Consider the following 26,103-nt stretch of genomic DNA (forward strand, 5'->3'; position numbering starts at 1 on the left):
CGGCAAACGCGAATCGGGGAGGCCATTTTAGGCAAAGGGGCGCGCACGGGTTTTGATTTGAGGCAGCTTATGGCGTATTGATAAACATGGCGGTGAAATGCACTATTTGTTGATATAGACCGCTGAAGCCGCGCGTCAGTGTGGCAAAATAGCGGTAGTCCGTATTGAAAGGAGTGGATGACCGTGTTGGAACAACTACGAGCACGTCTTGTGCGCCAGGGGCCGTCGCTGCTGCGCATCCCGCTGAAATTCACGCCGTTCGCTCTGCAGCGCCAACTGCTGCAACAGGTGCTGAGCTGGCAGTTCCGCCAGGCGTTGGCGGATGGCGATCTGGAATTTCTCGAATCGCGCTGGTTAAAGATCGAAGTTCGCGATCTGGCGCTACAATGGTTTATGACGGTAGAAAACGACAAACTGGTGGTCAGCCAGCACGCCGAAGCGGACGTCAGCTTCAGCGGCGACGCCAACGATCTGATCCTGATCGCGGCGCGTAAGCAAGATCCGGATACGCTGTTCTTTCAGCGTCGGCTGCAGATTGAAGGGGATACCGAATTGGGCCTGTATGTGAAAAATTTGATGGACGCCATTGAGCTGGAAAGCATGCCTGCGCCGCTGCGCATGGGGCTGTTGCAGTTGGCTGATTTTGTCGAAGCAGGGCTGCAGGAGGGCACGGCGTCGGCTTCCCGTGTGGCGGCATCATGCTGATCCGCGTAGAGATCCCGGTAGACGCGGCGGGCATCGATGCCTTGCTGCGCCGCGCCTTTGGCCGCGACGACGAAGCCGACCTGGTGCAGCAGCTGCGCGAAGACGGCCTGCTGACGCTGGGCGTGGTCGCCACTGACGACGAAGGCGGCGTAGTGGGTTATGCCGCGTTCAGCCCGGTGGATGTGGCCGGCGAAGATCGCCAATGGGTGGCGCTGGCGCCGCTGGCGGTAGATGAAAGCCTGCGCCGTCAGGGGCTGGCTGAAAAGCTGGTGTACGAGGGGTTGGATTCGCTGAACGAATTCAGCTACGCCGCGGTGGTGGTGCTGGGCGATCCGGCCTATTACGGCCGCTTCGGTTTCCAACCGGCCGCCGCCTATGGCCTGAATTGTCGCTGGCCGGACACGGAAAGCGCATTCCAGGTGTATCCGCTGGCGCAAGACGCTCTGAATGGCGTCAGCGGCGAAGTGGCTTTTTCTGCGCCGTTTAATCGCTTTTAACGGCCGGCAATAGATACGCCAACGACAGCGGCGGGTGATTCACCAGCCGCTCTTTTTGTATTTTGCTCAGCTGTTTGACGCGGTATTCCAGCTTCAGCGCCGTTGAGCGATCCCCCACCTGGCAGTGAAACGCCAGCGTCAGCTCCCCTTTACCGCGCAGCGCCTTGGCGCCTTTGCCGGCTTGATGTTGCGCCAGGCGGCGCGCCACGTCGGTGGTGATGCCGGTATACAGCATGCCGCTCGTTAAACGCAGCATGTAGAGGTGCCAGGGAGTGGGGGTAGTGTCGGTCATCGTACGCCGTTTCGGTGGCCAGGGTCGGCGTATGATGGCATGTTCGCCGTCACAATCCCATCCCCGGCCGCCGGAGCCTTACCGCTTTACCCCTTTTTTCCCGCCAGCTCGAAGCGCGGCGAGACAATGCCGTACAGCGTCCAGCCGAGGAAGGTGGCGATGGCGCCCCACATCATCGCTTCCTCACCGGAGCTGTAAAGCGCATAGAAGCTGTACAGCGCGCCGATGCCGGCGATGATATTGGCGATGCGCGCCTTGTTGTCCGGCACCTTCGCCACTTTCTGAATAATGACCAGCGCCGCCATCGACAGGATGTAAGGGATGATGTTGGTCACCACCGCCAGGTTCACCAGCACGTTGAACTGCTTGTTCAGCGACGGGCTGATGGTCATCAGAGACAAACCGCTCTGGATGACGACGATGGTCAGCATGCCTTTAACCGGCGCGTCGGCCTTGCTCAGCTTGGAGAAGATTTTCGGGAAGAAGCCGCTGTCGGCGGAGGATTTGAACACCTGGGCGATGGTGAACTGCCAGCCGAGCAGCGAGCCGACGCAGGACATCACCATCAACGCCATGATGATCTTGCCGACCGTCGGATTGAACATGTGGGAGAACGCCAGCCCGAACGGGGCGGTGGAGTTGGCCAGATCCATATTCGGCACGATGCCGGCGATCACGTTGGTCGAAACGATATAGATCACCGCCGCGCTGAGTGTGCCGCCCAGTACGGCGATCGGCACGTTGCGCTCCGGATTTTCCACCACGTCGGTGTTGGCGCAAGCGGATTCCAGCCCCAGGAACGCCCACAGGGTCATTGAGATCGAGGCGCCAATGGCTTCGAAGGTCGGCACCTGATGCGGGTTCCAGGCGGCGACGTAGGCGCTGCCGCTGAACCAGTACCAGCCGATGACCGAGATGCCCACCACCGGAATGATCACGCCCCAGACGGTGATGCCGCTGATTTTGCCGGTGATGCGCGCGCCGCCGAAGTTGGCGACGGTCGCCAGCCACAGCACGCCGATGGTGGCGATACAGATCCCGAGCGGGCTGAGCGTGGTGTCGAACAGCTCGGTGCCGTAGCCGACGGCGGAAATGGCGATGGCGATATTGGCGATCAGCAGCGAAACGCCGTAGGTGTAGTTCGCCATGAAGTTGCCTGATTTACCGAAGGCGTATTCGGCGTAGCCGCCCATGCCGCCGGATTTACGGCTGAACATGCCGCATTTGGCGAACGCGTAGGCCAGCGCCATCGAGCCGACGGCGGTCACCAGCCAGGAAACGATCGAAATCGTGCCCACTTCGGCCAGCTTGGTCGGCAGCATAATTATGCCGGAACCCATCATATTCACGGCGGTCAGGATCGTTAATTGCACGACCCCCATTTTATTGTTGGACTTACTCATGATCATTTTCTCTTTTAGGATGCGATCCGGGCGGCGAGAATAATCGCCGCCCCGTAAGGTGATTAATTTTTCATGACGTAGCCGTAAGCGCGGTTCCAGCCGTCCTCATCCTGTTGGATATAAACGCCCTGCAATTCCGGCGCGAATCCCGGCAATAAGTTGATGCCTTCTTCCAATGCCAGGAAATAACGCTGCGCGGCGCCGCCCCAAATTTCACCGGGCACGACGCACAGCACGCCAGGCGGGTAAGGCAGGGCGCCTTCGGCGGCGATGCGCCCCTCGGCCTTGGCCAGCGAGACCAATTCCACGTTGCCGCGTACAAACTCGGTATTGGCGTCCTGCGGATTCATCACCACGCGCGGGAAATAACTTTTGCGGAACATCTCTTTTTGCAGTTCTTTAACGTCGTAGCTGACGTAAAGGTCGTGCATTTCCTGGCACAGCTGGCGGATGGTGTAGTTTTTGTAGCGCTGCTGGTGGTTTTTATAGACCGCAGGCAGCACCTCGCTGAGCAGGGAGTTTTGCTCGATGTGCTTCTCGAAGCGGGCGATCAGGGCCACCAGGTGTTGCATCTTGGCGATGTCTTCCGCCGGCGTCAGCAGGAACAGGATCGAGTTGAGATCGCATTTTTCCGGCACGATGCCGTTTTCGCGCAGGTAGTTGGCCAGAATGGTCGCCGGGATGCCGAACTCACTGTAGCTGCCGGTCGCGGTATCGATGCCCGGCGTGGTGAGCAGCAGTTTGCACGGATCGACGAAGTACTGCGATTCGGCATAGCCCTCAAAAGCGTGCCATTTTTCGCCGGGCACGAAGTTGAAGAAGCGCAGATCGTTGGCCATCGCCGCGGTGTCATAGGCTTGCCACGGCTTGCCGTCGATCTGATCCGGCACGAACGGTTTGATCATCGTGCAGGTATCCAGCAGCATTTTGCGCGCTTCGATGCCCACGCGCACACATTCTTGCCACAGGCGCTGGCCGCTCTTGCCCTCGTGCATCTTGGCGTTGACGTCCAGCGCGGCGAACAGCGGATAGAACGGGCTGGTGGAGGCGTGCAGCATAAAGGCGTTGTTGAAGCGCTTGTGGTTGCAGTAGCGGCTCTGCCCCTTGATATGCTTGTCTTTTTTGTGGATCTGCGAGGTTTGCGAGAAGCCGGCCTGCTGCTTGTGCACCGACTGGGTGACGATGATGCCGGGATCGTTCTCGTTCAGCTCCAGCAGCAGCGGCGAGCAGTCTTTCATCATCGGAATGAACTGCTCATAGCCCACCCAGGCGGAGTCGAACAGGATGTAATCGCACAGGTGGCCAATCTTGTCGACCACCTGACGGGCGTTGTAGATAGTGCCGTCGTAGGTGCCGAGCTGGATGATCGCGAGGCGGAACGGGCGGGCTTCGTTGGCGCGTTCCGGCGCCACTTCACGGATCTGCTGGCGCAGGTAGCGCTCGTCGAAGCAGTGCGCGTCGATGCCGCCGATAAAGCCGAACGGGTTGCGCGCGGTTTCCAGATAAACCGGCGTGGCGCCGGCCTGGATCAATGCGCCGTGGTGGTTGGATTTATGGTTGTTGCGGTCAAACAGCACCAGATCGCCGCGCGTCAGCAGGGCGTTGGTCGCCACCTTGTTCGAGGCCGAGGTGCCGTTGAGCACGAAGTAGGTCTTGTCGGCGTTGAACACCTTGGCGGCGTGCTGCTGCGCCGCGCAAGGCGCGCCTTCGTGGATCAACAGATCGCCCAGTTTGACGTCGGCGTTGCACATGTCGGAGCGGAAAAGCGTTTCGCCGTAGAAGTCGAAGAACTGGCGGCCCGCCGGATGTTTGCGGAAGAACTCGCCGCCCTGGTGGCCGGGGCAGGCGAAGGTGGCGTTGCCCATTTCCACGTACTGCGTCAGCGTATTGAAGAACGGCGGCAGCAGCTCGCTCTCATATTTGGCGGCGGCGGCCTCCAGCTGTTTGCCGTAGAACTGGGTATTCTTGCCGCACAGCTCAAACACGCCGTGCAGCGCCGGCAGTACGGCGTTATCCAGCTCTTCTTCGCAGCAGACGGCGACGAACAGCGGGATGTTCAGGCCGTGTTCTTCGATGCGCGCCAACATACCTTGCGCGACGTCGTCTACCGACAGCACGATGGCGGCGACGTCATTGAAATCGCTGTGATGCACATCGACGATGTCGCGTTCGGTTTCAAAGCAGCCGAGGGTTTGGGTGTTGGCGGCAATTTTTAATTTTTTCATTTTTCTCATTCTTCAGGCAAAGGCAGTCCGCCGGCAAATAATTCCATTTGCCGCTAACGCCTTCACGAAAATAAAGGTGTGCGAGAACTCAGCGATGCCAAAAGGCATTAACTGTGTTCGCTGTTTTATTTAGCTTGGATGCGCTTGGCCGAAATTAAGAATGAATTGCGTGTCCTTCCCGGTTAGCGAGAAAGAGACATTATCACCGGCGTGCGGAGAATAAGTAAAAACGCAATGACACTCTTATCAACGGCGTAAGAGCGAGGGGGGAGGGTTATCTGTAGTTGAAGAATGCGAAGCTAAAGCAGCTGCGATGAGCCATCATCATAATATGGGTTGTGCGCCTGATGTGCGCCATTTTTCGGTTATTGTTTTCCATTTTCTAATCCACCTTGCTGAGTGAAAAGATGGCGCTATTTTAGCGCAAGATTCGCTAAAAATCGTGATGACAATCACATAAATGCCGGTTTTGATAAATAACTATTCACCGGTTATGCAATGTATTGCATAAGTATCATCCGGGCCCAGAGGTTGGCATGTAAATGAATTGCTAATGCTCGCGGCCCTTAAGCGCTTAATTTCAATGGCGCTCGGAAAGGAATAAAAAAAGCGGTCAAATAACCGGCTACATAACGATCAAATAAATCCGCCTTGTGTTTTTTATGTTATCAATCTGCTTTATGCAAAAATAAATAAAAATTCATTATTGTTGTGTTTATATTCATGTGTGATTTTTGGTGATTATCGTTATTTGTGACTCGCTTCAACAACGCAGGGTAAGATGAAGTGAGTGAACCGGGAGGCGAGAAACCTTGAATACCCCAGAACAACGGCAACAGATTGCGGATTTCATCGGCAAGCAACACGTCTTGACGCTGTGCGCCGGCGACGGTCTCGACATGTGGTGCGCCAACTGTTTTTACGTGTTCGACACCGCGACGATGGCGCTGTGGCTGATGACCGAACCGCACACCCGCCACGGCGGGCTGATGCTGAACAACGGCCGGGTGGTCGGCACCATCGCGCCGAAGCCGAAAAGCATCGCGCTGATCCGCGGCGTGCAGTACCGCGCCGAGGCGGTGCTGCTGAGCGGCGAAGAGGCTGAGGCGGCGCGCGCGCGTTACTGCAAGCGCTTCCCGATCGCCAGGGCGATGAAGGCCTCGGTATGGCGGCTGGATCTGCACGAGGTGAAGATGACCGACAACACCCTCGGCTTCGGCAAGAAGCTGCATTGGGCGCGGTCTATACTTTAAGTCGACGTATTGATTACAACGGGAGATCGCATGGCGCGAGCACTGTTAGTCGGCGCAACCGGGCTGGTGGGGCGCGAGTTGCTGCAGTTGTTACAAAGCGATCCGCAGATAACGGCCATTGTGGCGCCGACGCGCACGCCGCTGCCGCCGCACGGCAAGCTGACCAACCCGGTCGGCGATGCGCTGTTCGAGCTGCTGAGCGGCCTGCAGCAGCCGGTCGATCTGGTGTTCTGCTGCCTGGGTACCACCCGCCAGGCGGCGGGCAGCGCCGATGCCTTCCGCTACGTCGATTACCAACTGGTGGTGGAGAGTGCGCTGACCGGCCGCCGGTTGGGGGCGCAGCACTGTCTGGTGGTGAGCGCGTTGGGCGCCAACGCGGATTCCACCTTCCTGTATAACCGCACCAAAGGCGAGATGGAGCAGGCGCTGCGCGAACAGCGCTGGCCGCGCCTGACGCTGGTGCGGCCTTCCATGCTGGTGGGGGATCGCCCTGCGCCGCGCCTGATGGAGCGCCTCTCGCTGCCGTTGTTCAGGCTGCTGCCCGGCAAATGGCGCGCCGTCGCCGCCAAAGACGTGGCGCAAACGCTGCTGCAGCAGGCGTTCACGCCGGGCGAAGGGGTCAGGGTGCTGGAGTCGGATCGGCTGCACTGCTACCGAGGCTGACGCTGAGGTGGTCGAACGCCAGCTCCAGCCCGGCGGGCAGCTCGTTGTCCAGCAGCCATCGATCGAGATGATGGCTGATGTGCGTCAGCAGCGTGCGCTTGGGCTGCAGCAACCGCTGCGTCTCCTGCGCGCGGGTCAGGTCGTTGTGGTTGCGCGGCGCCTGCGGCTGAGGCGGCAGGCTGCAGTCGAGCACCAGCAGATCCAGCGCCACGTTCTGCAAATAGTCGGCGGTGGCCGGCGGCAGGCCGACGGTGTCGGTCAGGTAGGCCAGCGCAGCGCCCGCCGCCTGGATCAGATAGCCGTGGGTCAGTTTGGAGTGTTGCAGCGGCAGCGGGGTGATGCGCATGCCGCCCAGTTCGACGGTGGCGAAGGGCGCCAGCGGCGGCTGAAACGCCAGAATGCCCGGGTGTTTGAACAGATCGTCGCAGCCCTGTTCATCCGGTGGGCCATACACCGGAATGGAATTTCCGCACCCCCAACGCAAAGGAAATAACCCCTGAACGTGATCCATGTGGTAATGTGTCAGTAAAAAACGTTGAATTTGCCCCGCCGAAAATCGCCGCTCCAAAGCCGGTAATCCCGCATCCAATAAGGTCGTTTCCCCCTGATAGTTGAGCATGGCGCTGCACGCGCGCCGCCGAAATGCCGGTTCGCGCCGCGCCCGTTGGCAGATCAGGCAGTCGCAGCCGAACACCGGCACCTGCTGCGCGCCGCCGGTGCCGAGAAAGGTCAGTTGCATCGCTCCCCCTCCGTTAAAGGTACTTCTGGGCAAAGCGGTTGATGTCGCGAAAATCCGCCAGCCGCGCCTGCAGCGTGGCGTGATCCCAGTGCCACCACTGGCTGCGTTCGATACGCTCTATCAGCGCATCGTCGAAGCGCATGCCGATCTTTTTGGCCGCCACGCCGGCGACGATGCTGTAAGGTTCCACGTCCTTGGTGACCACCGCCGCGCTGCCGATCACCGCGCCGTTGCCGACGCTGACGCCCGGCATCAGGATGGCGTTATGGCCGATCCACACGTCGTGGCCGACGGTGACGTGGTGCTCGCGCCGCCAGTCGAAGAACGCCGCGTCGTCTTCCCCCAGCCCGTATTCGGAAGCGCGATAGGTGAAGTGGTGCTGCGCGATGCGCTGGTAGGTCGGGTGGTTGCCGGGATTGATGCGCGCATAGGAGGCGATGGAGACGAACTTGCCGATAGTGGCGTAAAAAATCTGGTTGTGCCCGGCAGTGTAGGAGTAGTCCCCCATCTCCACCTCTTCCAGGATCGCATCGTCGGCCAGATGCACATACTGGCCGAGCCGGGTGCGGTTAAGGGTCACGTTGTCGCCGATTTTCGGCTGGGCAAAGTCGTTCATGGCGTCGCATCCTGAGCTTGTCGGGTGGCGGTTGGCAGCAGCGCCAACAGCGCCGCCAGGGTATCGTCGAGTGGGCCGTCGTTGTGCAGCACCCGGCAGCCGGCGGGCAGACTCTGCTGATATTCCGCCGCCCGCGCCAGCCGCTGCTCGATCTGTTCAGCGCTTTCCCGCCCCCGATCCTGCAGGCGCCGGCGCAGGATCGCGGCGTTGACCTGCAGGCATACCGGCAGCAGCTGCGCACCGTAGCGCTGCTGCGCCTGCGGCAGGTGGGCGCGCGAACCGTTGACCGCCACGTCGATCCCCTGCAGCAGCCAAAGATCCACTTCGATCCCGAACGCGTAGCGCTGCTGGTGGGCCTGCCAGTCGAGCGCGAACAGCCCCTTGGCGCGGCGGCGCAGAAATTCGGGTTCGCTCAGCGCGATGTGATTCTCGCAGCCGGCGTCCGCCGGCCGGGTGATGTAACGGTGCGCCACCAGCGGCGCGCGGTCGGCGTCGGCCCGCAGCGCGGCCAGCAGGCTGTCCTTGCCTGCGCCGGAAGGCCCCATCAGATAGATGAGCCGCGCCATCAGAATACCTGCCTGCCCTGGCGCCACACGTTCTGCACGTAAACGTGCTCGCCGTGCGACCGCGCCAGCACCAGATCCGCCCGCAATCCTTCGGCGATGGCGCCGCGATCCTGCAGATCCAGCGCCCGCGCCGGGTTGCGGGTGATCATGCGCACCGCCTGGGGCAGATCGTAGGCGTTGCGCTCGTCCGCCGCGAGGCGAAACGCCGCGTCCAGCAGGCTGGCCGGGTAATAATCGGAAGAGAGAATATCCAGCACCCCCAGCGCCGCCAGGTGGTGCGCCGCCACGTTGCCGGAGTGGGAGCCGCCACGCACGATGTTCGGCGCGCCCATCAGCACCTGCAGGCCCTGCTGGTGCGAAGCGCGGGCGGCCGCCTCGGTGGTGGGGAACTCGGCGATGGCGCTGCCGAGCGCGCAGGATTCGGCCACGTGCGCGGCGGTGGCATCGTCATGGCTGGCCAGCGAGATGCGGCGCGCGCGGCAGTGGGCGGCGATCGCCTCGCGGTTCGGCGCGGCCCAGCGGGCGGACAGGGCGACCTGCTGCGCCTCGTACTCGCTCATCTGCTGATCGTTGAGGTGGTATTTGCCCTGATAATATTCGCGGTACTTTTCGCGCGAGGCGAACTGGCGCTGGCCCGGCGAATGGTCCATCAGCGACACCAGCGACACGCCCGGCTTGTCCATCAGCTGTTCGAACAGCGGCAGCGTGCTCTCGTGCGGCAGCTCGCAGCGCAGGTGCAGCCGGTGCTCGGCGCGGTTCACCCCGGCGCGCTGGCTGTGGATCACCGCGTCGATCATCTTCTGCAGGTTTTCCAGCCGGTGGCCGCCGTCGCGCACGTCGCCGATCGCCACCGCGTCCAGCACCGTGGTGATGCCGTTGGCCACCATCAGCGCGTCGTGGCTGCTCATCGCCGAATGGGCCGGCCAGTCGACGTTCGGGCGCGGGGTAAAGAACTTATCCAGGTTGTCGGTATGCAGCTCGATCAGCCCCGGCAGCAGCCAGCCGCCGTCGCCGTCCAGCGCCTGCGGCAGCCGGCTCGGGCCGTCGGCGAAGCTGCGGATCACGCCGTCCTGCATCTCCAGCGAGCCTTGCACCACCTGGTCATCCAGCACCAGCTTAACGTTATTGACGATCATCAGAGGGCCTCCAGCGCCTGTGGCGCCTGCATGTCATAAAGCCGGTCGGCGACCTGTTGGCGGACGCCTTCATCATGGAAAATGCCGACGATCGCCGCGCCGCGCGCCTTGGCGCGTTCGATAAGCTGCACCACAGCCGCGCTGTTGCGGCTGTCGAGCGAGGCGGTCGGTTCGTCCAGCAACAGAATGGGGTAATCGACGATAAAGCCGCGCGCGATGTTTACCCGCTGCTGCTCGCCGCCGGAGAAGGTGGACGGCGCCAGCGGCCACAGGCGCTGCGGCACGTTGAGCGCAGCGAGCAGCGCTTCGGCGCGGTCGCGGCATTCGGCGCGCTCAACGCCCTGTTCCAGCAGCGGCTGCATCACCACTTCCAGCGCGCTGATGCGCGGGATCACCCGCAGGAACTGGCTGACCCAGCCCAGCGTATGGCGGCGCACCGCCAGAATCTGGCGCGCGTCGGCGCTGACCATGTCCAGCCAGTCGCCCTGGTGGTTGATCCAGATATGGCCGCTGTCCGGCAGGTAGTTGGCGTACAGCGAGCGCAGCAGGGTGGACTTGCCGCTGCCGGAGTGGCCGTGCAGCACCACGCATTCGCCGCCGTGGACCGTCAGGTTGGCGTCGTGCAGCACCGGCAGGCGGGTGCCGTACTGCTGGTGCAGCACAAAGGTTTTACTGAGATGTTCAACTCGGATTTGCATAGTCATCTGTTATCGCCTTGGGTTACGACAGCACCGAAGAAACCAGCAGCTGGGTGTAAGGATGGTGCGGATCGTCGAGCACCCGATCGGTCAGGCCGCTCTCCACCACTTCGCCCTGTTTCATCACCAGCAGGCGGTGGGCCAGCAGCCGCGCCACGCCGAGATCGTGAGTGACGATCACCGCCGCCAGCTGCATTTCCACCACCAGATTGCGCAGCAGATCGAGCAGGCGCGCCTGCACCGACACGTCCAGCCCGCCGGTCGGCTCGTCCATAAACACCAGCTTGGGGTGGGTGACCAGATTGCGGGCGATCTGCAGCCGCTGCTGCATGCCGCCGGAGAAGGTGGTCGGCAGATCGTCGAGGCGCGACAGCGGGATTTCGACGTCTTCCAGCCACTGGCCGGCCTGGCGGCGAATGTCGCCATAGTGGCGCTGGCCGATGGCCATCAGCCGCTCGCCGATGTTGCCGCCGGCGGAGACCTGCGGCCGCAGCCCGTCGAGCGGGTGCTGGTGCACCACGCCCCAGTCGGTGCGCAGCAGGCGGCGGCGATCGCTCTCCGCCATGGCGTACAGGTCGTGTTCCTGGTCCGCCTGCGGGCGGTAAAGGATCTGCCCGCGCTGCGGCGCCAGCCGCGCCGAGATCGACTTCAGCAGCGTGGTTTTGCCGGAGCCGGATTCGCCGACGATACCCAGCACTTCACCGGGGTAGATATCGAACGACACGTCGCTGAAGCCCTTGCCGGGGGCGTACAGGTGGGTGAGCCGGTTCACCGACAGCAGCGGGGTGGTGCTCAAAGGGGTGGAAGTCATCAGTGCTGCGCCTCTTGCGAAGATTGCGCCAGCTGCTGCCGGCAGTAGTCGGTGTCCGAACAGACGAACATGCGGTTGCCCCGATCGTCGAGCACCACCTCGTCGAGATAGCTGTGGCGCGAGCCGCACAGCGCGCAGGGTTCGTCCCACTGCTGCACGCTGAACGGATGGTCTTCGAAGTCCAGGCTCTCCACTTTGGTGAACGGCGGCAGGGCGTAGATGCGTTTCTCGCGCCCGGCGCCGAACAGCTGCAGCGCCGGCATCATGTGCATTTTCGGGTTGTCGAATTTCGGGATCGGCGACGGATCCATCACGTAGCGATCGTTGACCTTTACCGGGTAGGCGTAGGTGGTGGCGATATGGCCGTAGCGCGCGATGTCTTCATACAGCTTCACCTGCATCACGCCGTACTCCTCCAGCGCGTGCATCTTGCGGGTCTCGGTTTCGCGCGGTTCGATAAAGCGCAGCGGCTCCGGGATCGGCACCTGATAGATCAGGATCTGGTCTTCGCGCAGCGCGGTTTCCGGAATGCGGTGACGGGTTTGGATCAGCGTGGCCTCCGGCGTGCGCTCGGTGGTGGCCACCCCGGCGACGCGCTGGAAGAAGCGGCGGATCGACACCGCGTTGGTGGTGTCGTCGGCGCCCTGGTCGATCACCTTCAGCACGTCGGCGCGGCCGATGACGCTGGCGGTGAGCTGAATGCCGCCGGTGCCCCAGCCGTAGGGCATCGGCATCTCGCGGCCGCCGAACGGCACCTGGTAGCCGGGGATCGCCACCGCCTTCAGGATGGCGCGGCGGATCATGCGCTTGGTCTGTTCGTCCAGATAACCGAGGTTATAGCCGGTCAATACTTCACTCATCGCGGGCCTCCTGACGCTCGCTGTATTCCTGCCGCAGCCGCTTGAGCAGCTCCAGTTCGGCCTGGAAGTCGACGTAGTGCGGCAGCTTGAGATGGGAGACGAAGCCGGCGGCCTCGACGTTGTCGGCGTGGGCCAGCACGAACTCTTCGTCCTGCGCCGGGCCGGCGACGCCTTCGCCGTAGTCGGGGCTTTGCAATGCGCGATCCACCAACGCCATCGCCATCGCCTTGCGTTCGGCGCGGCCGAACACCAGCCCGTAACCGCGGGTGAAGTGCGGCGGGTGGTCCTTGGGATCGACGAAGCCGTTGACCATTTCGCACTCGGTCAGCAGGATTTCGCCGATATCGATGGCGAAACCCAGCTCTTCCGGCACGATCTCCACCGAAACGTGGCCGGTGCGGATCTCGCCGGCGAACGGGTGGTTGCGGCCGTAGCCGCGCTGGGTGGCGTAGCCGAGCGCCAGCAGAAAACCTTCGTCGCCGCGCACCAGCTGCTGCAGGCGCGCCGAGCGCGAGCAGGGGTAAACCGGCGGGTTGCGGGTGATGTCGTCCGGCGCGCTGCCGTCGTCCTGTTCCTCCCGCGCCAGCTGCTGGCGACACAACAGATCGAACACGTGGCCGCAGTTGTCCGACAGCGGTTCGTCGGCCTGCGGCGCACGCGGCGCCTCGCCTTCCGCCAGCAGCGCGAAATCCAGCAGCCGGTGGGTGTAGTCATAGGTCGGCCCCAGCACCTGCCCGCCGGGCAAGTCCTTGTAAACCGCCGAGATGCGCCGCTCCAGCCGCATGCTTTCGCTGGCCAGCGGCTCGCTGACCGCCAGGCGCGGCAGGGTGGTGCGATAGGCGCGCAGCAGGAAGATTGCCTCCACCAGATCGCCGCTGGCCTGTTTGATGGCCAGCGCCGCCAGCTCGCGATCGTAGATGCCGCCTTCGGTCATCACCCGATCCACCGCCAGCCCCAGCTGCTGTTCGATTTGTTCCGCGCCGATCGCCGGCAGCGCCTCGTCGCCGCGCCGCAGCTGTTCCTGCAGCTGGTGGGCGGCCTCAATGGCTTTTTCGCCCCCTTTTACCGCTACGTACATCAGCACACCTCCACGCGGGTGGTCCGCGGGATCGCCAGCAGGCGATCGCCGCAGGTCAGCAAGATATCCAGCCCCAGCGGGAAGCGCTGCGGGCGGTTGACCAGATAATCCAGCAGCGCCGGCGGCAGGCGCGGCGCAATCAGGCGTTGGCTCTCGATGCCGGGGCCGGTCAGGCGCAGCGCGGCGCCGTTCTCCAGCTCAGCAAGCTGCACCACCACCGTGGCGCCGCATTCCGGCGAGATTTCCGTGCCGTGCGGCAACGCCTGCAGATCGGCGGCCTGCAGCTGCTCATCGAATAGGGCAAAACAGACCTCCTTCGCCGTGGCGGCCAGCGGCGCGCCGCTGTGAAAGCGAATGTTTGTTAGCACTTGCTCACTTTTGAGCGCAGCGCACAGCAGCAGCGGCGTTTCCTGATCGGCCAGCGTCAGCAGCGCGGCGGTGCTGGCGGCGTTCAGCGGCGCCCAGGCTGGGCCATTCGGCAGCGTCACCCGGTGGCCCGGTTCGCTCAAGGCTTTAAGAATCAAACGGAAAGCGTGCTGCGATTGGTCTATCGGTTGCTCAAAACCGGTTAATAAACTCATGGCTTAATCCCCTCGCACCAGCGTAAAGAAGTCCACCCGGCTGGCGGCGATCGCCCGGGCGCGCAGCTGGCGCTGTTCGTGCTGCAGCGCGGCCAGCGGCGCGATCAGCTGTTGTTGCAGGCGTTCGCCGTGTTCCGGCTGTTGCAGCAGCGCATCGGCCAGCGCGCACAGCTCGGCGTGCGCCTTGTCGCGCCCGGCGATATAGCTGTAGCCGTAGCCGCCGTTGTCCAGCTGCACCACCGCACGGGTGACCGTCATGTCCCCCAGCACGAAGCGGCGGCCGGTAGCGCCCATGCGCCCCTGCAGCTGGGCCAGGCCGATCTCCGGCGCGCGGATGCTGCGGTAACCCGGGCTGAGGTTCAGCGCCTGCCAGTGGCTGCGCAGCTGCTCGGGCCGGCTGTGCGCCAGCACTGACATCCAGCGTTGTCTCGACTCTAAGGCGTGCATTCAGTGCTCCATCGTCAGTTCAATCATGTCGGCGCGGGCCAGGCTGACGGAGTATTCCGCCACGTCTTCGCCGCCGCTGCGGACGTTAAGGGTGCGCACGCACAGCAGCGGCGCGTGGGTGGCGATCTCCAGCAGCCGGCTCTCTTTGGCCTGCGCGCGGCGCGCGCTAATGCGCGTCTGGCGGCGGGTCAGCGGCTGCTGGAGGTGCTGTTCGATAAACTGGTGCAGCGAACCGCTGTGGAACTGCTGCAGCGCCGGCCACCACTCCAGATCGGGCAGATAATGGTCGATCACGCTCATCGGTACGCCGTTGACCCGGCGCAGGGTGCGCAGGTGGATCACCATTTCGCCTTCTTCACGCGAGAGTGCGCTGGCGACATGCCCATTGCACGGGCGCAAGACAGCGAGTAAGCGCTCACTGGTGGGATGGCTTCCCTGCTCGAACAGGTTCTGGCTGAAGCGGGTGTTGGCGTGCAGCGGGTAGTCATAAGGCCGCATCAGCACCAGAATGCCGACGCCGTGGCGGCGCTGCAGCCAGCCGCGCTCCACCAGCTGATCCACCGCGCGGCGCAGGGTGTGGCGATTGACCTGATAACGTTCGGCCAGCTGCTGTTCCGAAGGCAGGTAGTCGCCGCAGCGGTATTGCGTGCGCAGCTCCTGTTCCAGCTGCGCGGCGATCTGCTGATAGCGGGTGGGGTAAGTGGTCGGATGTCTAGATAACTCCATCATAATAAAAACCTCGTCATGCCGATGGCGGTGCGATGAAGGCGGAAGCGGTGCGTTTCATCGGGCGTCTACCCTGTGGTTTTCACGTTGGCATCATGGTGACGGGCGCAGATGACAATCGCGTTACGCGTCGGTGGCGAACAGATGAACTATTTAGGACAGCCCAGGCGTGCACGGGCGGCGCCGGCGCGCTATGCTGGCGCCTTTGTTGACTGACTCTGGCCGCTACCATGCCGCAATCTCTGAATGCCCCTGAACACGCCCCACGCGCCTGGCCGCTGTGGAAACCGATCCTGTTTCTGCTGGTGGTGGCCGTCGGCCTCTACTACGTCAAATGGCAGCCTTACTACGGCAAGGCCTTCGTGGCGGCGGACAGCCACTCGATCGGCAAATCGATCCTGGCCGACGGCGCCGCGAGCCCCTGGCTGGCGGCCTGGCAGTACGCGCTGGTCTACTTCACCGCGGTGTGGAAGGCGGCGCTGCTCGGGGTGCTGTTAGGTTCGCTGGTGCAGGTGCTGATCCCGCGCGACTGGCTGGCGCGCACGCTTGGCCACCGGCGTTTTTCCGGCACCGTGCTGGGGGCGCTGATCGCGCTGCCGGGCATGATGTGCACCTGCTGCGCCGCACCGGTTGCCGCCGGCATGCGCCGCCAGTCGGTGTCCAGCGGCGCAGCGCTGGCCTTTTGGCTCGCCAACCCGGTATTGAACCCGGCGACGCTGGTATTTATGGGATTTGTGCTCGGTTGGCCGTTCGCCGCCATCCGCCTGGTGGCGGGCGTGGTGATGGTGCTGGGCATCGCCTGGCTGGTGCAGCGCGTGACCGCTAACGACCCGCAGCCCGCCGCGCCGCAGCCTTTGGTGCTGACGGCGCAGAGCGATGAGCAGCCGTTCCTTGCCCGCTGGGGCAAAGCGCTGTGGGCGCTGTTTTGGTCGACCATCCCGATCTACGTGTTGGCGGTGCTGGCGCTGGGCGCGGCGCGGGTCTGGCTGTTCCCGCACGCCGACGGCGCCGTCGACAATAGCCTGCTGTGGATCATCGCGCTGGCGATCGTCGGCTGCCTGTTTGTTATCCCCACCGCGGCGGAAATCCCGATCGTGCAGACCATGATGCTGGCGGGCATGGGCGCAGGCCCGGCGCTGGCGCTGCTGATGACCCTGCCGGCGGTCAGTCTGCCTTCGCTGCTGATGCTCAACAAAGCCTTCTCCGCCCGGGCGCTGTGCCTGACGGCGGCGCTGGTGGCGCTGTGCGGCGCACTGACCGGCGTGGTGGGGATGGGGCTGGTGTAACTTACCGCTGCTGATGAGTGGTTCGGTGCTGTCTCAAGGAGGAGACGGCAATGGCCACGTTTAACAACCGGTAAAGCGGACCAATGGCGTCAGTGAGTTAACGCTTCTCCTGTCGGATATCATGACATGATATCGAATGCACTATTGTGAATTTAAATTCACTATAGTAAATTTGCGTGGACTAATTTTGTGTGTAAATACACCCAGTAATGACCACGGTAAGGTAGAAGAATGTTAAAAATCAGAATGTCACGTCCATCTGAAGCGCCAGAAATTATACAAATCTGGAAAAATTCTGTAGATGCTACGCACGACTTTCTCACTGCGCACGATCGACAAGAGATCGAAAAAGAGGTTGTCGGTTTTTTTTCTGAAACCCCCGTGTGGGTTGCCGCCGATCGGGAAGACCATCCGCTGGGATTTATGTTTTTACACGATGGTCATCTGGAGGCGCTTTTTGTCGATGCTGCAGCTCGCGGACGTGGCGTCGGAAAGCAGTTGATATCACATGCGCTGGCGCTTCATCCTGATTTAAGCGTCGATGTGAATGAACAAAACCAACAGGCCGTCGGGTTTTATCAACATATGGGCTTTGAAGTTTCAGGGCGTTCCGAGTTGGATAATCAAGGCAGGGCCTATCCCCTATTGCACCTAAGCCGATCGGCGGGAGTGTAGCCGTCGTGGCAGTGGCGCCTTATTGATTTTTTTGGCTAAAAGCAACGACGTATGCACAACCCTGCTCACTGTCGGGATTGCTCATTTGGTACTCGCTGGCAAAGGTCAGGGCAAAACAGTCACCGGCGCGTAAATGATGGGTTTGATTATTGACCCGAAAATCAAGGCTGCCACTCAACACCAACAGCGTTTGGCCGGAAAGATGCTCACTGGCGGAAGCGGGTATCGTAAGTTGACCCAGAGCAGGAATTTCAACTTTGATAAGTTCGGGGCATGCGCCCGCTGGGGAAAGAGACCAGCGGGTAATGCCCGACTTTTCATCTGTCCAATGCTGCTGCTGATGAGCAAAGAGCACCAGTGAGTTCTGGTGTTGCTCAAGCTCTGCGAAAAGTTTTGATAGCGTGATATTCATGGCGTTGGCTAAACGGCCGAGGATCGTGGCGCTGGGACTGGAAGCTCCCCGCTCAACCTTGCTGATCATGGCCTGACTGACGCCCGACCGTTGGGCAAGCTCTGCTACCGTCCAGTTGCGTGCCTTTCTATGTTTAAGCAATAAACGCGCAATGTCGCTGTCTACTATCTGATTTTTAGATGTTTTATCCATTCTCACCCTCACTTTCGCCAGCCTGATTATGCCATTACCGCAATGAGGCTGAAATCACTGATTTTACAAGTTTGAAAAATCAGTCACTCTCTCAGTCAATCATAACCTCTGTAGTCCCTACGGCGTCATTAGAGCAAGGTTTGCAACCCTAACCTCCGCTTTTGGCGCAGAGCCGCCTGTCAGATTGGCGCCATGCTGCCGATGCGTCAGGTCGAGTTTGGATGAATACCTATCGATATGTGTGTTGCTGGCTCATCGCAACCTATGCACCACCTGGTTGCTGCTGCCGCGCCAGATCAGCGCCGGGTCTTTCAAATCCTGCACGAACTTGCCGTCGATCAGCACGTTAATCTTGTCCACCACCTGCATCTGCTGTGCGTCCAGCTCCGCCAGCCGGTAGCCGGTCCACAGCCAGATATCCTTGCCGGGGCACTCGGCGCGCACCCGTTTCACCAGTTGCAAGATGCTCGGCACGTTGGCCGGATGCAGCGGATCGCCGCCGGAGAGCGACAGCCCCTGGCGCGGCACGCGCGTATCGTTCAGATCGGTGATGATGCGGTCTTCCAACTCCGGGGTAAACGGCTGGCCGGAGTTGAGCCGCCAGGTGCTTTTGTTGTAGCAGCCGGGGCACTGGTGCACGCAGCCGGCGACAAACAGCGTGCAGCGGGTGCCGGGGCCGTTGACGACGTCGATTGGGTAATACTGGTGATAATTCATGTGAGGCCTGCCCATCAGGCTATTTTACTGGCCATTTTGCCTCCGGGCAGTGCTGCCAATCCTCACGTACTGCGTGTACGCTGCGGTTGGTGCGCGCTGGCCGAAGGCAAACTGGCGGCGACAATCACGCCTGATGAACAGGCTTCTGCCTAGGCTGCACGGCGCTTTCAGCCGAGCTGCCCGTTGCCGAGGTGTTTCACCCGGCGTTTCACCTCTTCCTGCTTGCCGGCGTTGAACGGCCGGGCATCGGGGCTGCCGAGATAGCCGCACACCCGGCGGGTGACCGAGACCTTGGCCGAGTCGTGGTTGCCGCATTTCGGGCAGGTGAAGCCTTTGCTGGTGCAGGAGAATTCACCGGTGAAGCCGCATTCGTAGCACTCGTCGATCGGCGTGTTGGTGCCGTAGTAAGGCACCCGGGTGTAGCTGTAGTCCCACACGTCTTCCAGCGCCTTCAGGTTGTGCTGCAGGTTCGGGTACTCGCCGTAGCAGATGAAGCCGCCGCTGGCCAACGGCGGGTAGGGCGCTTCGAAGTCCAGCTTGTCGTACGGATTGACCTTCTTCTCCACGTCGAGGTGGAAGCTGTTGGTGTAATAACCCTTGTCGGTGACGCCCGGCACCACGCCGAAATCGGCGGTGTCCAGCCGGCAGAAGCGATCGCACAGGTTTTCGCTCGGCGTGCTGTAGAGGCTGAAGCCGTAGCCGGTCTCGTCTTTCCAGGCGTCGACGGCGGCGCGCAGCCGCGCGACGATCGCCACCGCTTTGGCGCGCAGCGCCTCGTCGTCATACACGTGGTTTTTGCCGCCGAACAGCGCGTTGATGGTCTCGTGCAGGCCGATGTAGCCCAGCGAAATCGAGGCGCGGCCATTCTTGAAGATATCCGCGATGTTGTCGTCGGCCTTGAGCCGCACGCCGCAGGCGCCTTCCATGTACAAGATTGGCGCCACCCGCGCCTTGATGCCTTCCAGCCGGGCGATGCGCGTCATCAGGGCCTTTTTCGCCAGCTGCAGGCGCTGTTCCAGCAGCGCCCAGAAGCGCGACTCATCGCCCATCGCCTCCAGCGCGATGCGCGGCAGGTTGAGGCTGATGACGCCGATGTTGTTGCGGCCGTCGTGCACCAGCTCGCCGTCCTGCTCGTAGGTGCCGAGGAAGCTGCGGCAGCCCATCGGCGTTTTGAACGAGCCGGTGACTTTCACCACCTGATCGTAGTTGAGGATGTCCGGGTACATGCGCTTGCTGGCGCACTCCAGCGCCAGCTGCTTAATGTCGTAGTTCGGATCGCCGTACTGGTGGTTGAGGCCGTCGCGGATGGCGAACACCAGTTTGGGGAACACGGCGGTCTTGCGGTTTTTGCCCAGCCCGGCGATGCGGTTTTTCAATATCGAGCGCTGGATCAGGCGCGACTCCCAACTGGTGCCAAGGCCGAAGCCGAAGGTGACGAACGGCGTCTGGCCGTTGGCGGTGTGCAGGGTGTTGACCTCGTACTCCAGCGACTGGAAGGCGTCGTAACACTCTTTCTCGGTGCGCGCCATGGCATAGCCTTTGGCGTCCGGGATCTGCCATTCTTCCGCCACCTGCAGGTGTTTGCGGAAGCTCTCGTCGACGAACGGCGCCAGGATTTCATCGATGCGGTTGATGGTGGTGCCGCCATAGATATGGCTGGCGACCTGGGCGATGATCTGCGCGGTCACGGCGGTGGCGGTGGAGATCGACTTCGGCGGCTCAATCTCGGCGTTGCCCATCTTGAAACCGTTGGTCAGCATGCCTTTCAGATCGATCAGCATGCAGTTGAACATCGGGAAGAACGGCGAGTAGTCGAGATCGTGGTAGTGAATTTCGCCGCGTTCATGGGCCAGCACCACGTCGCGCGGCAGGATGTGCTGCTTGGCGTAGTGTTTGGCGACGATGCCCGCCAGCAGGTCGCGCTGGGTGGGGATCACTTTGCTGTCCTTGTTGGCGTTTTCGTTCAGCAGCGCGCGGTTGCTTTGCTCGACCAGGCCGCGAATTTCCTGATTCAGGCGGCCGCGCAGCTCGCGCGCCACGTCGCGATCGTGGCGGTATTCGATATAGGCGCGCGCCAGCTGTTTGTATTCGCCGGCCATCAGCTGGTTTTCCACCGCCTGCTGGATCTCGTGGATATCGACGCGCGGCTGCTGCTCCATGCGCTGAGCGACCACGCGGGCGACGGTGGCGCAGTAGTCGGCATCGACCACGCCCACCGCCAGCGCGGCGCGCTCGATGGCCTGCGCAATGCGCGCTTCGTCAAAAGGTACCTGGCAACCGTCCCGCTTAATCACTACTGGTTTCACGTTGTACTCCTTGTTCCCCGAGGGAGCGTTCATACCCGCCTGGCGTGGCGAGCAACCGTCAAATTTCGCTTATCCACAGGGCAAAGCCGCAGCGCGCAAGGGCTGTGGCGGCGTGTGGATGATTTTGTGGATAACTACTATATATAGGTGTTCGCAATTCTTAATGCACTATATATAGATATCGGCGCGATTCTTTTGATGTAGAACAAGGAAAACGGAAGAGCGTGCGCAAGCTGAACAGTCGTCAATCGCCCGCCGGCCGATCGCGAAAATGTTCCAGCAGAAAATCCACCCAGACGCGCACCCGCGGCGGCAGATCCGCCGAAGCGTAATAGAGCCACAGCTGCACCGGGCGCGGCCAGCATTCCGCCAGCACCGGCCGCAGCGTGCCCTGCTCGAAGTGTTTCTCGACGTACCAGCGCGCCAGGTTGACGATGCCCAGCCCGGCCAGCGCCGCATCCAGCAGCATCTCCGGGCGGCTGGCCACCAGCCGGCCGTTCAGATCCAGCGCCAGCGTTTCGCCCTGATGGCGCAGCTGCCATTTGACGTGGCGGCCGTTGGCCGGGTTGCGGTGCAGCAGGCAGTCGTGCCGCAGCAGATCGTGCGGCGTTTGCGGTTCACCGCGCCGCGCCAGATAGTCGGGCGACGCCGCCAGCACCATGTGCATCGGGTAGAGCGGGCGGGCCACCAGCCGGCTGTCGGGATCGACCCGGCTGCCGATGCCGACGTCGAAACCTTCGCCCACCAGATTCACCACCCGGGCGTCCAGCGACAGATCGAGATCGATCTGCGGATAGCGCGCCAAAAATTGCGGGATCAACGGCATCAGCATCCGGCGGCCGAAGCCGGGGATCATCGTGACGCGCACCACGCCGGCAGGCGCCTGCCGTTCGCCGCCGGCGCTTTCCAGCGTCGCCGCCAATGCCTGCCACAGCGGCGCTATCTGCGCCAGCAGCGCTTTGCCCTCGTCGGTCAGCAGCACGTTGTGGGTGTTGCGCTGAAACAGCCGCAGCGCCAGCTTCTCTTCCAGCGCGCGGATGTTTTTGCTGACCGCCGCCGGCGTCACGCCCAGCTGGCGAGCGGCGGCGGAGAAATTTTGCGCCTGCGCGGCGGCGAGGAAGGCCGGCAACAGGCGGTGTACGTCAAAGGGCAGCGACATAGTGGTTGATACTTTCAGTTGAAATTGAAGTGACCTCTAACAGCCTACACCCGCCGCGGCGGAAATGGAAAAATGCCTCATCTTCTTATGACCGAGGAATCGTTATGTCACGCATTTTAGTGTTAACCGCCCACCGAACCCCCGACGAGTCGCGCATTAATAAGGCGCTGATCGAGGCCGTACGCCCGCTGCCCAACGTGACCGTTCACGAACTGATCCGCGCGTACCCGGATTACCGCATCGACGTGGCGCGCGAACAGGCGCTGCTGCAGAGCCATGATGCGGTAGTGATGCTGTTCCCGTTTTACTGGTACAGCTCGCCGGCGATCCTCAGCGAATGGCAGGATGCGGTATTAACCTACGGTTTCGCCTACGGCAGCGAAGGCACCCAACTGCACGGCAAGCCGCTGCAGCTGGTGGTGAGCACCGGCGGCGACGCGCAGGCTTATACGGCGCAAGGATACAACCGTTACCCGGTACAGGATCTGCTGTTGCCGTTCCACGCCATGGCCAACCTGACCGGCATGGATTATCTGCCGCCGCATCTGGTGCAGGGCGTGAGCGACATGAGCGATGAGCAGTTGGCGCAAGAGGCCGCCGGCGTGGCGGCGCTGCTGGGGAAATGGTAGGGCGCAGCGTTCGCCGCGCCCTGCGGGGTCAGTCTTCGAGCAGCCACCACACCGCTTCGAACGGCCGCAGCGTCAGCGCCTGCGGCTGGTCCGCCGAATCGGCGTAGTTGCTCATCAGCGGGCGCCATTGCGCGGAGGCTTCCACGCCTTCCGCCGCCCAGGCCAGCGGTTCGCGGCTCAGGTTGGCCGCCACCAGCAGGCGCTGGCCGTTCCAGCTGCGCTGATAGCACCACAGCGCCGGGTGTTCCGGCGCCAGATCCTGATAGTCGCCGTGGGTCAGCAGCGGATACTGCTTGCGCAGGGTGATCAGCTGGCGATAGGCGTAAAACACCGAGTCGAGATCGGCCAGCGCCGCGTCGGCGTTGATCTGCGGGTAGTTCTCGGCGCAGCCGATCCACGGCGTGCCGGTGGTGAAACCGGCGTGGGGTGCGGCGCTCCACTGCATCGGCGTGCGGCCGTTGTCGCGCGATTTGTCGGCCAGGATCGCCAGCAGCTCGGCGTCGCCGCGGCCCTGGGCGCGCAGTTCGGCGTACATGTTCAGGCTTTCCACGTCGCGATACTGCTCGATGGCGCGGAAGCCGGGGTTGGTCATGCCGAGTTCTTCGCCCTGATAGATATAAGGCGTGCCCTGCATGCCGTGCAGCACCATCGCCAGCATTTTGGCGGCCGGCACCCGCAGTGCGCTTTCATCGCCGAAGCGCGACACGATGCGCGGCTGATCGTGGTTGCACCAGAACAGCGCGTTCCAGGCGCGGTTATGCATCCCTTGTTGCCAGTGGCGGAAGATCTGCTTCAGTTCCACGTAATCCGGCGCAGCCCGCGTCCATTTTTCGCCGCCGGCGTAGTCCACCTTCAGGTGATGGAAATTGAAGGTCATCGACAGCTCTTCGCCGCTCTGCGCCGCGTAGCGCTGGCAATGCTCAAGCGTGGTGGAGGACATCTCGCCCACCGTCATCAGGCCGCGCGGCTGAAACACCTCGCGGCTCATCTCCTGCAGGAACTCGTGGATGCGCGGGCCGTCGGTGTAGAAGCGGCGGCCGTCGCCCTGGCTGTCGGACGGGAAGTCCTGCTGTTTGGACACCAGGTTGATCACGTCGAGGCGCAGCCCGTCGACGCCTTTGTCCGCCCAGAACTGACACACTTTCTTCAGCTCTTCGCGCACCGGCGGGTGTTCCCAGTTGAGATCCGCCTGCTCGGCGGCGAACAGGTGCAGGTAGTACTGGCCGCTGTCGGCGTGCCACTGCCAGGCGTTGCCGCCGAACTTGGAGCGCCAGTTGTTCGGCGGCGTTTCACCTTCGCCGTCGCGCCAGACGTAGAACTGACGATACGGGCTGTGGCGATCCTGCGCGGCTTTGAACCACGGGTGCTCGGTCGAGGTGTGGTTGAACACCATGTCCATCACGATGCGGATGCCGCGCTGGTGGGCGGCGGCGACCAACTGCTCGAAGTCTGCCATCGTGCCGTAAGCCGGATCGATGGCGCAGTAGTCCGCCACGTCATAGCCGTTGTCCACCTGCGGCGATACGTAGACCGGCGTCAGCCAGATCGCATCCACGCCCAGTTCCTGCAGATAGTCCAGCCGCCGGGTCACCCCGGCCAAATCGCCGTAGCCGTTGCCGGTGCTGTCCTGAAAACTCTTCGGATAAATTTGGTAGATGACGCCGTTCTGCCACCAGGGGGTTGGGTTGCTCATAACTGGATACCTTTGAATCGTGACAACAGGCCCGTACCCTTCATCTTTCAAACTGCAGCGTTGTTGGCTGCTGGCGCTGCACCCCAGTCACTTACTTGAGTAAGCTCCTGGGGATTACGAGCCTCGTCCGGAGGCTCGCCCTTTGGGCCAGCGCAGGCGCTGTTCAAATCGGTTCCCGACCGATTTGTTGCACCCTTGCCGCCTAGCTACAGCTCGAAAGCTATAGGGTATTTCCGGCCCCTACATTCATGTTGCGTATTTTGCGTCAATCAAACCGGCAGCTCGCCGCGGGCGGCCTTGCGTTTGTAGACCATGATGGTCAGCACCAGCGGGATGACGATCGCCACCAGAATCGCCAGCGAGTAAATCAGCCAGAACTGCGGCTTGATAGACAGAATGCCCGGCAGGCCGCCGACGCCGATGCCGTTGGCCATCACGCTGTCCAGCCCGCAGATAAGGCCGGCGAAGGCGGAGCCGATCATCGCGCACAGCATTGGGAAGCGGTATTTGAGGTTGATGCCGTACATCGCCGGTTCGGTCACGCCGAGGTAGGCGGAGATCGCCGCCGGCACCGAGATTTCACGCTCGTTGGCCTTGCGGCTGATGATGATGATGCCGAGCACCGCCGAGGCCTGCGCGATGTTGGACAGCGCAATCAGCGGCCACACCGGGGTGCCGCCCATGCTCTGGATCATCTGCATGTCGATAGCCAGCGTGGTCTGGTGCACGCCGGTGATCACCAGCGGCGCATACAGGAAGCCGAACAGCGCGGCGCCCACCGGCGCGAAGCTGCCGGTCATCACCGATTTCACCGCCCAGGCAACGCCGTCGCCGATCATGCGGCCGAACGGCCCGATCAGCGCGTGCGCCAGGAACACCGCCAGCAGCAGCGAGACCACCGGCACCACCACCAGATAGAGATAGTCGGGAACGATCTTTTTCAGCCGGGTTTCGATCCAGCCCAGCGCCATGCCCGCCAGGATCGACGGGATCACCTGCGCCTGATAGCCCACTTTCTGGATCACGAACCAGCCGAAGTTCCACACTTCCGGTGTTTGCTGGCCGAGCAGGTAGGAGTTCATCAGCTGCGGCGACACCAGGGTGACGCCCAGCACGATGCCGAGCACCGGGGTGCCGCCCATCTTTTTCACCGTCGACCAGCAGATGGCCACCGGCAGGAACATGAAGATCGCTTCACCGAGCAGCCACAGGAAGTCGTAAACGGTTTTCCACGCCGGGTGCATCTGCGCCAGCGTTTGGCCGCCGGACATCGGGATGTCGCCGATCACGTTGCGGAAGCCGAGGATCAGACCGCCGCTGATCAGCGCCGGCAGCAGCGGGAAGAAGATCTCGGCGAAGTGGGAGATGGTGCGCTCGGTCCAGGTCATGTTCTGGCGCGCGGCCACCTTGGCCTGCTCCTTGTCGGCCTCGTTGACGCCGGTGCTGGCGATCAGCGCCTGATAGTAGTCGCCGACGTCGGTGCCGATCACCACCTGGAACTGACCGGCGTTGGTGAAGCAACCCTTTACCATCGGCAGCTCTTCGATCTCTTTCGGTTTCGCCTTATTGGGATCGTTGAGGACGAAACGCAGCCGGGTAATGCAATGGCTGACGGTGGCGATGTTCTCGCGGCCGCCGACCAAAACAATCAGGCGATCAATATCCTGCTGTTTTACTTTGCTCATTATGGGATACCTGCAGAGGTGTTGACTGAGTAATGATCAAAGCTTAGCCACTC

General features: G+C 62.3%; 28 protein-coding genes. 7 read left to right on the forward strand and 21 right to left on the reverse strand.

Annotation, left to right across the window (positions count from 1 at the left end; all coding sequences use genetic code 11):
- Window positions 1–183 precede the first annotated feature (183 nt).
- Window positions 184–705, forward strand: coding sequence for a ubiquinone anaerobic biosynthesis accessory factor UbiT (gene ubiT / locus ACJ8IP_RS14635; protein ID WP_033644181.1), 522 nt, complete (start codon window positions 184–186; stop codon window positions 703–705).
- Window positions 699–1,202: a GNAT family N-acetyltransferase gene (locus ACJ8IP_RS14640; protein ID WP_089192488.1), complete on the forward strand. Its 504-nt coding sequence runs from the start codon at window positions 699–701 to the stop codon at window positions 1,200–1,202. Before ubiT ends, ACJ8IP_RS14640 begins: the two co-directional genes overlap by 7 nt.
- Here the strand turns inward: ACJ8IP_RS14640 and ACJ8IP_RS14645 are convergent.
- From ACJ8IP_RS14645 to speFL, 4 genes are all read right to left on the reverse strand, one after another.
- On the reverse strand, window positions 1,189–1,494 hold the full coding sequence (locus tag ACJ8IP_RS14645; RefSeq protein WP_198793233.1) for a GIY-YIG nuclease family protein: 306 nt from the start codon (window positions 1,492–1,494) through the stop codon (window positions 1,189–1,191). The genes ACJ8IP_RS14640 and ACJ8IP_RS14645 overlap by 14 nt on opposite strands.
- Window positions 1,495–1,580: 86 nt before the next feature.
- Entirely contained in the window at window positions 1,581–2,897 is a 1,317-nt protein-coding gene (potE, locus tag ACJ8IP_RS14650) for a putrescine-ornithine antiporter (RefSeq protein WP_033648789.1), read from the reverse strand.
- 62 nt (window positions 2,898–2,959) lie between these two features.
- Window positions 2,960–5,122, reverse strand: coding sequence for an ornithine decarboxylase SpeF (gene speF, locus ACJ8IP_RS14655; RefSeq protein ID WP_122004259.1), 2,163 nt, complete (start codon window positions 5,120–5,122; stop codon window positions 2,960–2,962).
- A gap of 274 nt (window positions 5,123–5,396) precedes the next feature.
- Window positions 5,397–5,501 carry a leader peptide SpeFL gene (gene speFL, locus ACJ8IP_RS14660; RefSeq protein WP_004933443.1) on the reverse strand — a complete coding sequence of 35 codons (105 nt, stop codon included), beginning with the start codon at window positions 5,499–5,501 and terminating at the stop codon, window positions 5,397–5,399.
- 433 nt (window positions 5,502–5,934) lie between these two features.
- On the opposite strand from speFL, the gene ACJ8IP_RS14665 reads away from it, so the two are divergent.
- Together ACJ8IP_RS14665 and ACJ8IP_RS14670 are read left to right on the forward strand one after the other, a co-directional pair.
- Window positions 5,935–6,375: a YhbP family protein gene (locus tag ACJ8IP_RS14665; RefSeq protein ID WP_069100496.1), complete on the forward strand. Its 441-nt coding sequence runs from the start codon at window positions 5,935–5,937 to the stop codon at window positions 6,373–6,375.
- 30 nt (window positions 6,376–6,405) lie between these two features.
- A complete protein-coding gene (locus tag ACJ8IP_RS14670; RefSeq protein WP_149542701.1) occupies window positions 6,406–7,038 on the forward strand; it encodes an NAD(P)H-binding protein in 633 nt (210 codons plus the stop codon).
- On the opposite strand, the gene phnP is transcribed toward ACJ8IP_RS14670, so the two are convergent.
- The 11 genes from phnP to phnF are packed head-to-tail and all read right to left on the reverse strand — an operon-like array spanning window position 6,995 to window position 15,299.
- The gene (phnP, locus tag ACJ8IP_RS14675) at window positions 6,995–7,777 is read right to left on the reverse strand and encodes a phosphonate metabolism protein PhnP (RefSeq protein ID WP_060438165.1); all 783 of its coding nucleotides are present in this window, start codon (window positions 7,775–7,777) and stop codon (window positions 6,995–6,997) included. The two genes, ACJ8IP_RS14670 and phnP, sit on opposite strands and share 44 nt — an antisense overlap.
- A gap of 13 nt (window positions 7,778–7,790) precedes the next feature.
- Window positions 7,791–8,393: a DapH/DapD/GlmU-related protein gene (locus ACJ8IP_RS14680; RefSeq protein WP_015376431.1), complete on the reverse strand. Its 603-nt coding sequence runs from the start codon at window positions 8,391–8,393 to the stop codon at window positions 7,791–7,793.
- On the reverse strand, window positions 8,390–8,959 hold the full coding sequence (gene phnN / locus ACJ8IP_RS14685; protein ID WP_016929305.1) for a ribose 1,5-bisphosphokinase: 570 nt from the start codon (window positions 8,957–8,959) through the stop codon (window positions 8,390–8,392). Before phnN ends, ACJ8IP_RS14680 begins: the two co-directional genes overlap by 4 nt.
- Window positions 8,959–10,095, reverse strand: coding sequence for an alpha-D-ribose 1-methylphosphonate 5-triphosphate diphosphatase (phnM, locus tag ACJ8IP_RS14690; protein WP_164057559.1), 1,137 nt, complete (start codon window positions 10,093–10,095; stop codon window positions 8,959–8,961). The genes phnN and phnM overlap by 1 nt, the downstream gene beginning before the upstream one ends.
- Window positions 10,095–10,799 carry a phosphonate C-P lyase system protein PhnL gene (gene phnL / locus ACJ8IP_RS14695; RefSeq protein WP_033652772.1) on the reverse strand — a complete coding sequence of 235 codons (705 nt, stop codon included), beginning with the start codon at window positions 10,797–10,799 and terminating at the stop codon, window positions 10,095–10,097. Before phnL ends, phnM begins: the two co-directional genes overlap by 1 nt.
- A 16-nt stretch (window positions 10,800–10,815) precedes the next feature.
- Window positions 10,816–11,604 (reverse strand): phosphonate C-P lyase system protein PhnK, encoded by a 789-nt coding sequence (phnK, locus tag ACJ8IP_RS14700; protein WP_016929302.1) that lies wholly within the window; start codon window positions 11,602–11,604, stop codon window positions 10,816–10,818.
- Entirely contained in the window at window positions 11,604–12,464 is an 861-nt protein-coding gene (locus ACJ8IP_RS14705; RefSeq protein WP_197849752.1) for an alpha-D-ribose 1-methylphosphonate 5-phosphate C-P-lyase PhnJ, read from the reverse strand. Before ACJ8IP_RS14705 ends, phnK begins: the two co-directional genes overlap by 1 nt.
- Window positions 12,457–13,542 (reverse strand): carbon-phosphorus lyase complex subunit PhnI, encoded by a 1,086-nt coding sequence (locus ACJ8IP_RS14710; RefSeq protein WP_198793234.1) that lies wholly within the window; start codon window positions 13,540–13,542, stop codon window positions 12,457–12,459. Before ACJ8IP_RS14710 ends, ACJ8IP_RS14705 begins: the two co-directional genes overlap by 8 nt.
- Window positions 13,542–14,123, reverse strand: a complete 582-nt coding sequence (gene phnH / locus ACJ8IP_RS14715; protein WP_042783549.1) for a phosphonate C-P lyase system protein PhnH — start codon at window positions 14,121–14,123, stop codon at window positions 13,542–13,544. Before phnH ends, ACJ8IP_RS14710 begins: the two co-directional genes overlap by 1 nt.
- A 3-nt stretch (window positions 14,124–14,126) precedes the next feature.
- Complete coding sequence (phnG, locus tag ACJ8IP_RS14720; RefSeq protein ID WP_016929298.1) at window positions 14,127–14,570, reverse strand: phosphonate C-P lyase system protein PhnG; 444 nt, start codon at window positions 14,568–14,570, stop codon at window positions 14,127–14,129.
- Window positions 14,571–15,299: a phosphonate metabolism transcriptional regulator PhnF gene (phnF, locus tag ACJ8IP_RS14725; RefSeq protein ID WP_047025109.1), complete on the reverse strand. Its 729-nt coding sequence runs from the start codon at window positions 15,297–15,299 to the stop codon at window positions 14,571–14,573.
- Between the two features lie 227 nt (window positions 15,300–15,526).
- On the opposite strand from phnF, the gene ACJ8IP_RS14730 reads away from it, so the two are divergent.
- Both ACJ8IP_RS14730 and ACJ8IP_RS14735 read left to right on the forward strand, forming a co-directional pair.
- Window positions 15,527–16,582 (forward strand): permease, encoded by a 1,056-nt coding sequence (locus ACJ8IP_RS14730; RefSeq protein ID WP_108680100.1) that lies wholly within the window; start codon window positions 15,527–15,529, stop codon window positions 16,580–16,582.
- A gap of 231 nt (window positions 16,583–16,813) precedes the next feature.
- Window positions 16,814–17,257 (forward strand): acetyltransferase, encoded by a 444-nt coding sequence (locus ACJ8IP_RS14735; protein ID WP_147838192.1) that lies wholly within the window; start codon window positions 16,814–16,816, stop codon window positions 17,255–17,257.
- Window positions 17,258–17,276: 19 nt separating this feature from the next.
- Here ACJ8IP_RS14735 and ACJ8IP_RS14740 read toward each other — a convergent pair whose 3' ends face one another.
- The 4 genes from ACJ8IP_RS14740 to ACJ8IP_RS14755 form a co-directional block, all read right to left on the reverse strand.
- Window positions 17,277–17,861: a helix-turn-helix domain-containing protein gene (locus ACJ8IP_RS14740; RefSeq protein WP_147838191.1), complete on the reverse strand. Its 585-nt coding sequence runs from the start codon at window positions 17,859–17,861 to the stop codon at window positions 17,277–17,279.
- A gap of 252 nt (window positions 17,862–18,113) precedes the next feature.
- On the reverse strand, window positions 18,114–18,578 hold the full coding sequence (gene nrdG / locus ACJ8IP_RS14745) for an anaerobic ribonucleoside-triphosphate reductase-activating protein (protein WP_147838190.1): 465 nt from the start codon (window positions 18,576–18,578) through the stop codon (window positions 18,114–18,116).
- A 167-nt stretch (window positions 18,579–18,745) separates the two neighbouring features.
- On the reverse strand, window positions 18,746–20,884 hold the full coding sequence (gene nrdD / locus ACJ8IP_RS14750) for an anaerobic ribonucleoside-triphosphate reductase (protein WP_147838189.1): 2,139 nt from the start codon (window positions 20,882–20,884) through the stop codon (window positions 18,746–18,748).
- Window positions 20,885–21,128: 244 nt separating this feature from the next.
- Window positions 21,129–22,043 (reverse strand): LysR family transcriptional regulator, encoded by a 915-nt coding sequence (locus ACJ8IP_RS14755; RefSeq protein WP_108680106.1) that lies wholly within the window; start codon window positions 22,041–22,043, stop codon window positions 21,129–21,131.
- 104 nt (window positions 22,044–22,147) lie between these two features.
- Here ACJ8IP_RS14755 and ACJ8IP_RS14760 point away from each other — a divergent pair, with 104 nt between their 5' ends.
- Window positions 22,148–22,672 carry an NAD(P)H-dependent oxidoreductase gene (locus tag ACJ8IP_RS14760; protein WP_042783555.1) on the forward strand — a complete coding sequence of 175 codons (525 nt, stop codon included), beginning with the start codon at window positions 22,148–22,150 and terminating at the stop codon, window positions 22,670–22,672.
- Between the two features lie 28 nt (window positions 22,673–22,700).
- Here the strand turns inward: ACJ8IP_RS14760 and treC are convergent, their stop codons facing one another.
- Entirely contained in the window at window positions 22,701–24,365 is a 1,665-nt protein-coding gene (gene treC, locus ACJ8IP_RS14765) for an alpha,alpha-phosphotrehalase (protein WP_197849749.1), read from the reverse strand.
- 269 nt (window positions 24,366–24,634) lie between these two features.
- Complete coding sequence (gene treB, locus ACJ8IP_RS14770; protein ID WP_442524436.1) at window positions 24,635–26,050, reverse strand: PTS trehalose transporter subunit IIBC; 1,416 nt, start codon at window positions 26,048–26,050, stop codon at window positions 24,635–24,637.
- Window positions 26,051–26,103: the final 53 nt, after the last annotated feature.

Source organism: Serratia sp. CY52157 (assembly GCF_052168495.1).
Taxonomy (GTDB): domain Bacteria; phylum Pseudomonadota; class Gammaproteobacteria; order Enterobacterales; family Enterobacteriaceae; genus Serratia; species Serratia ureilytica.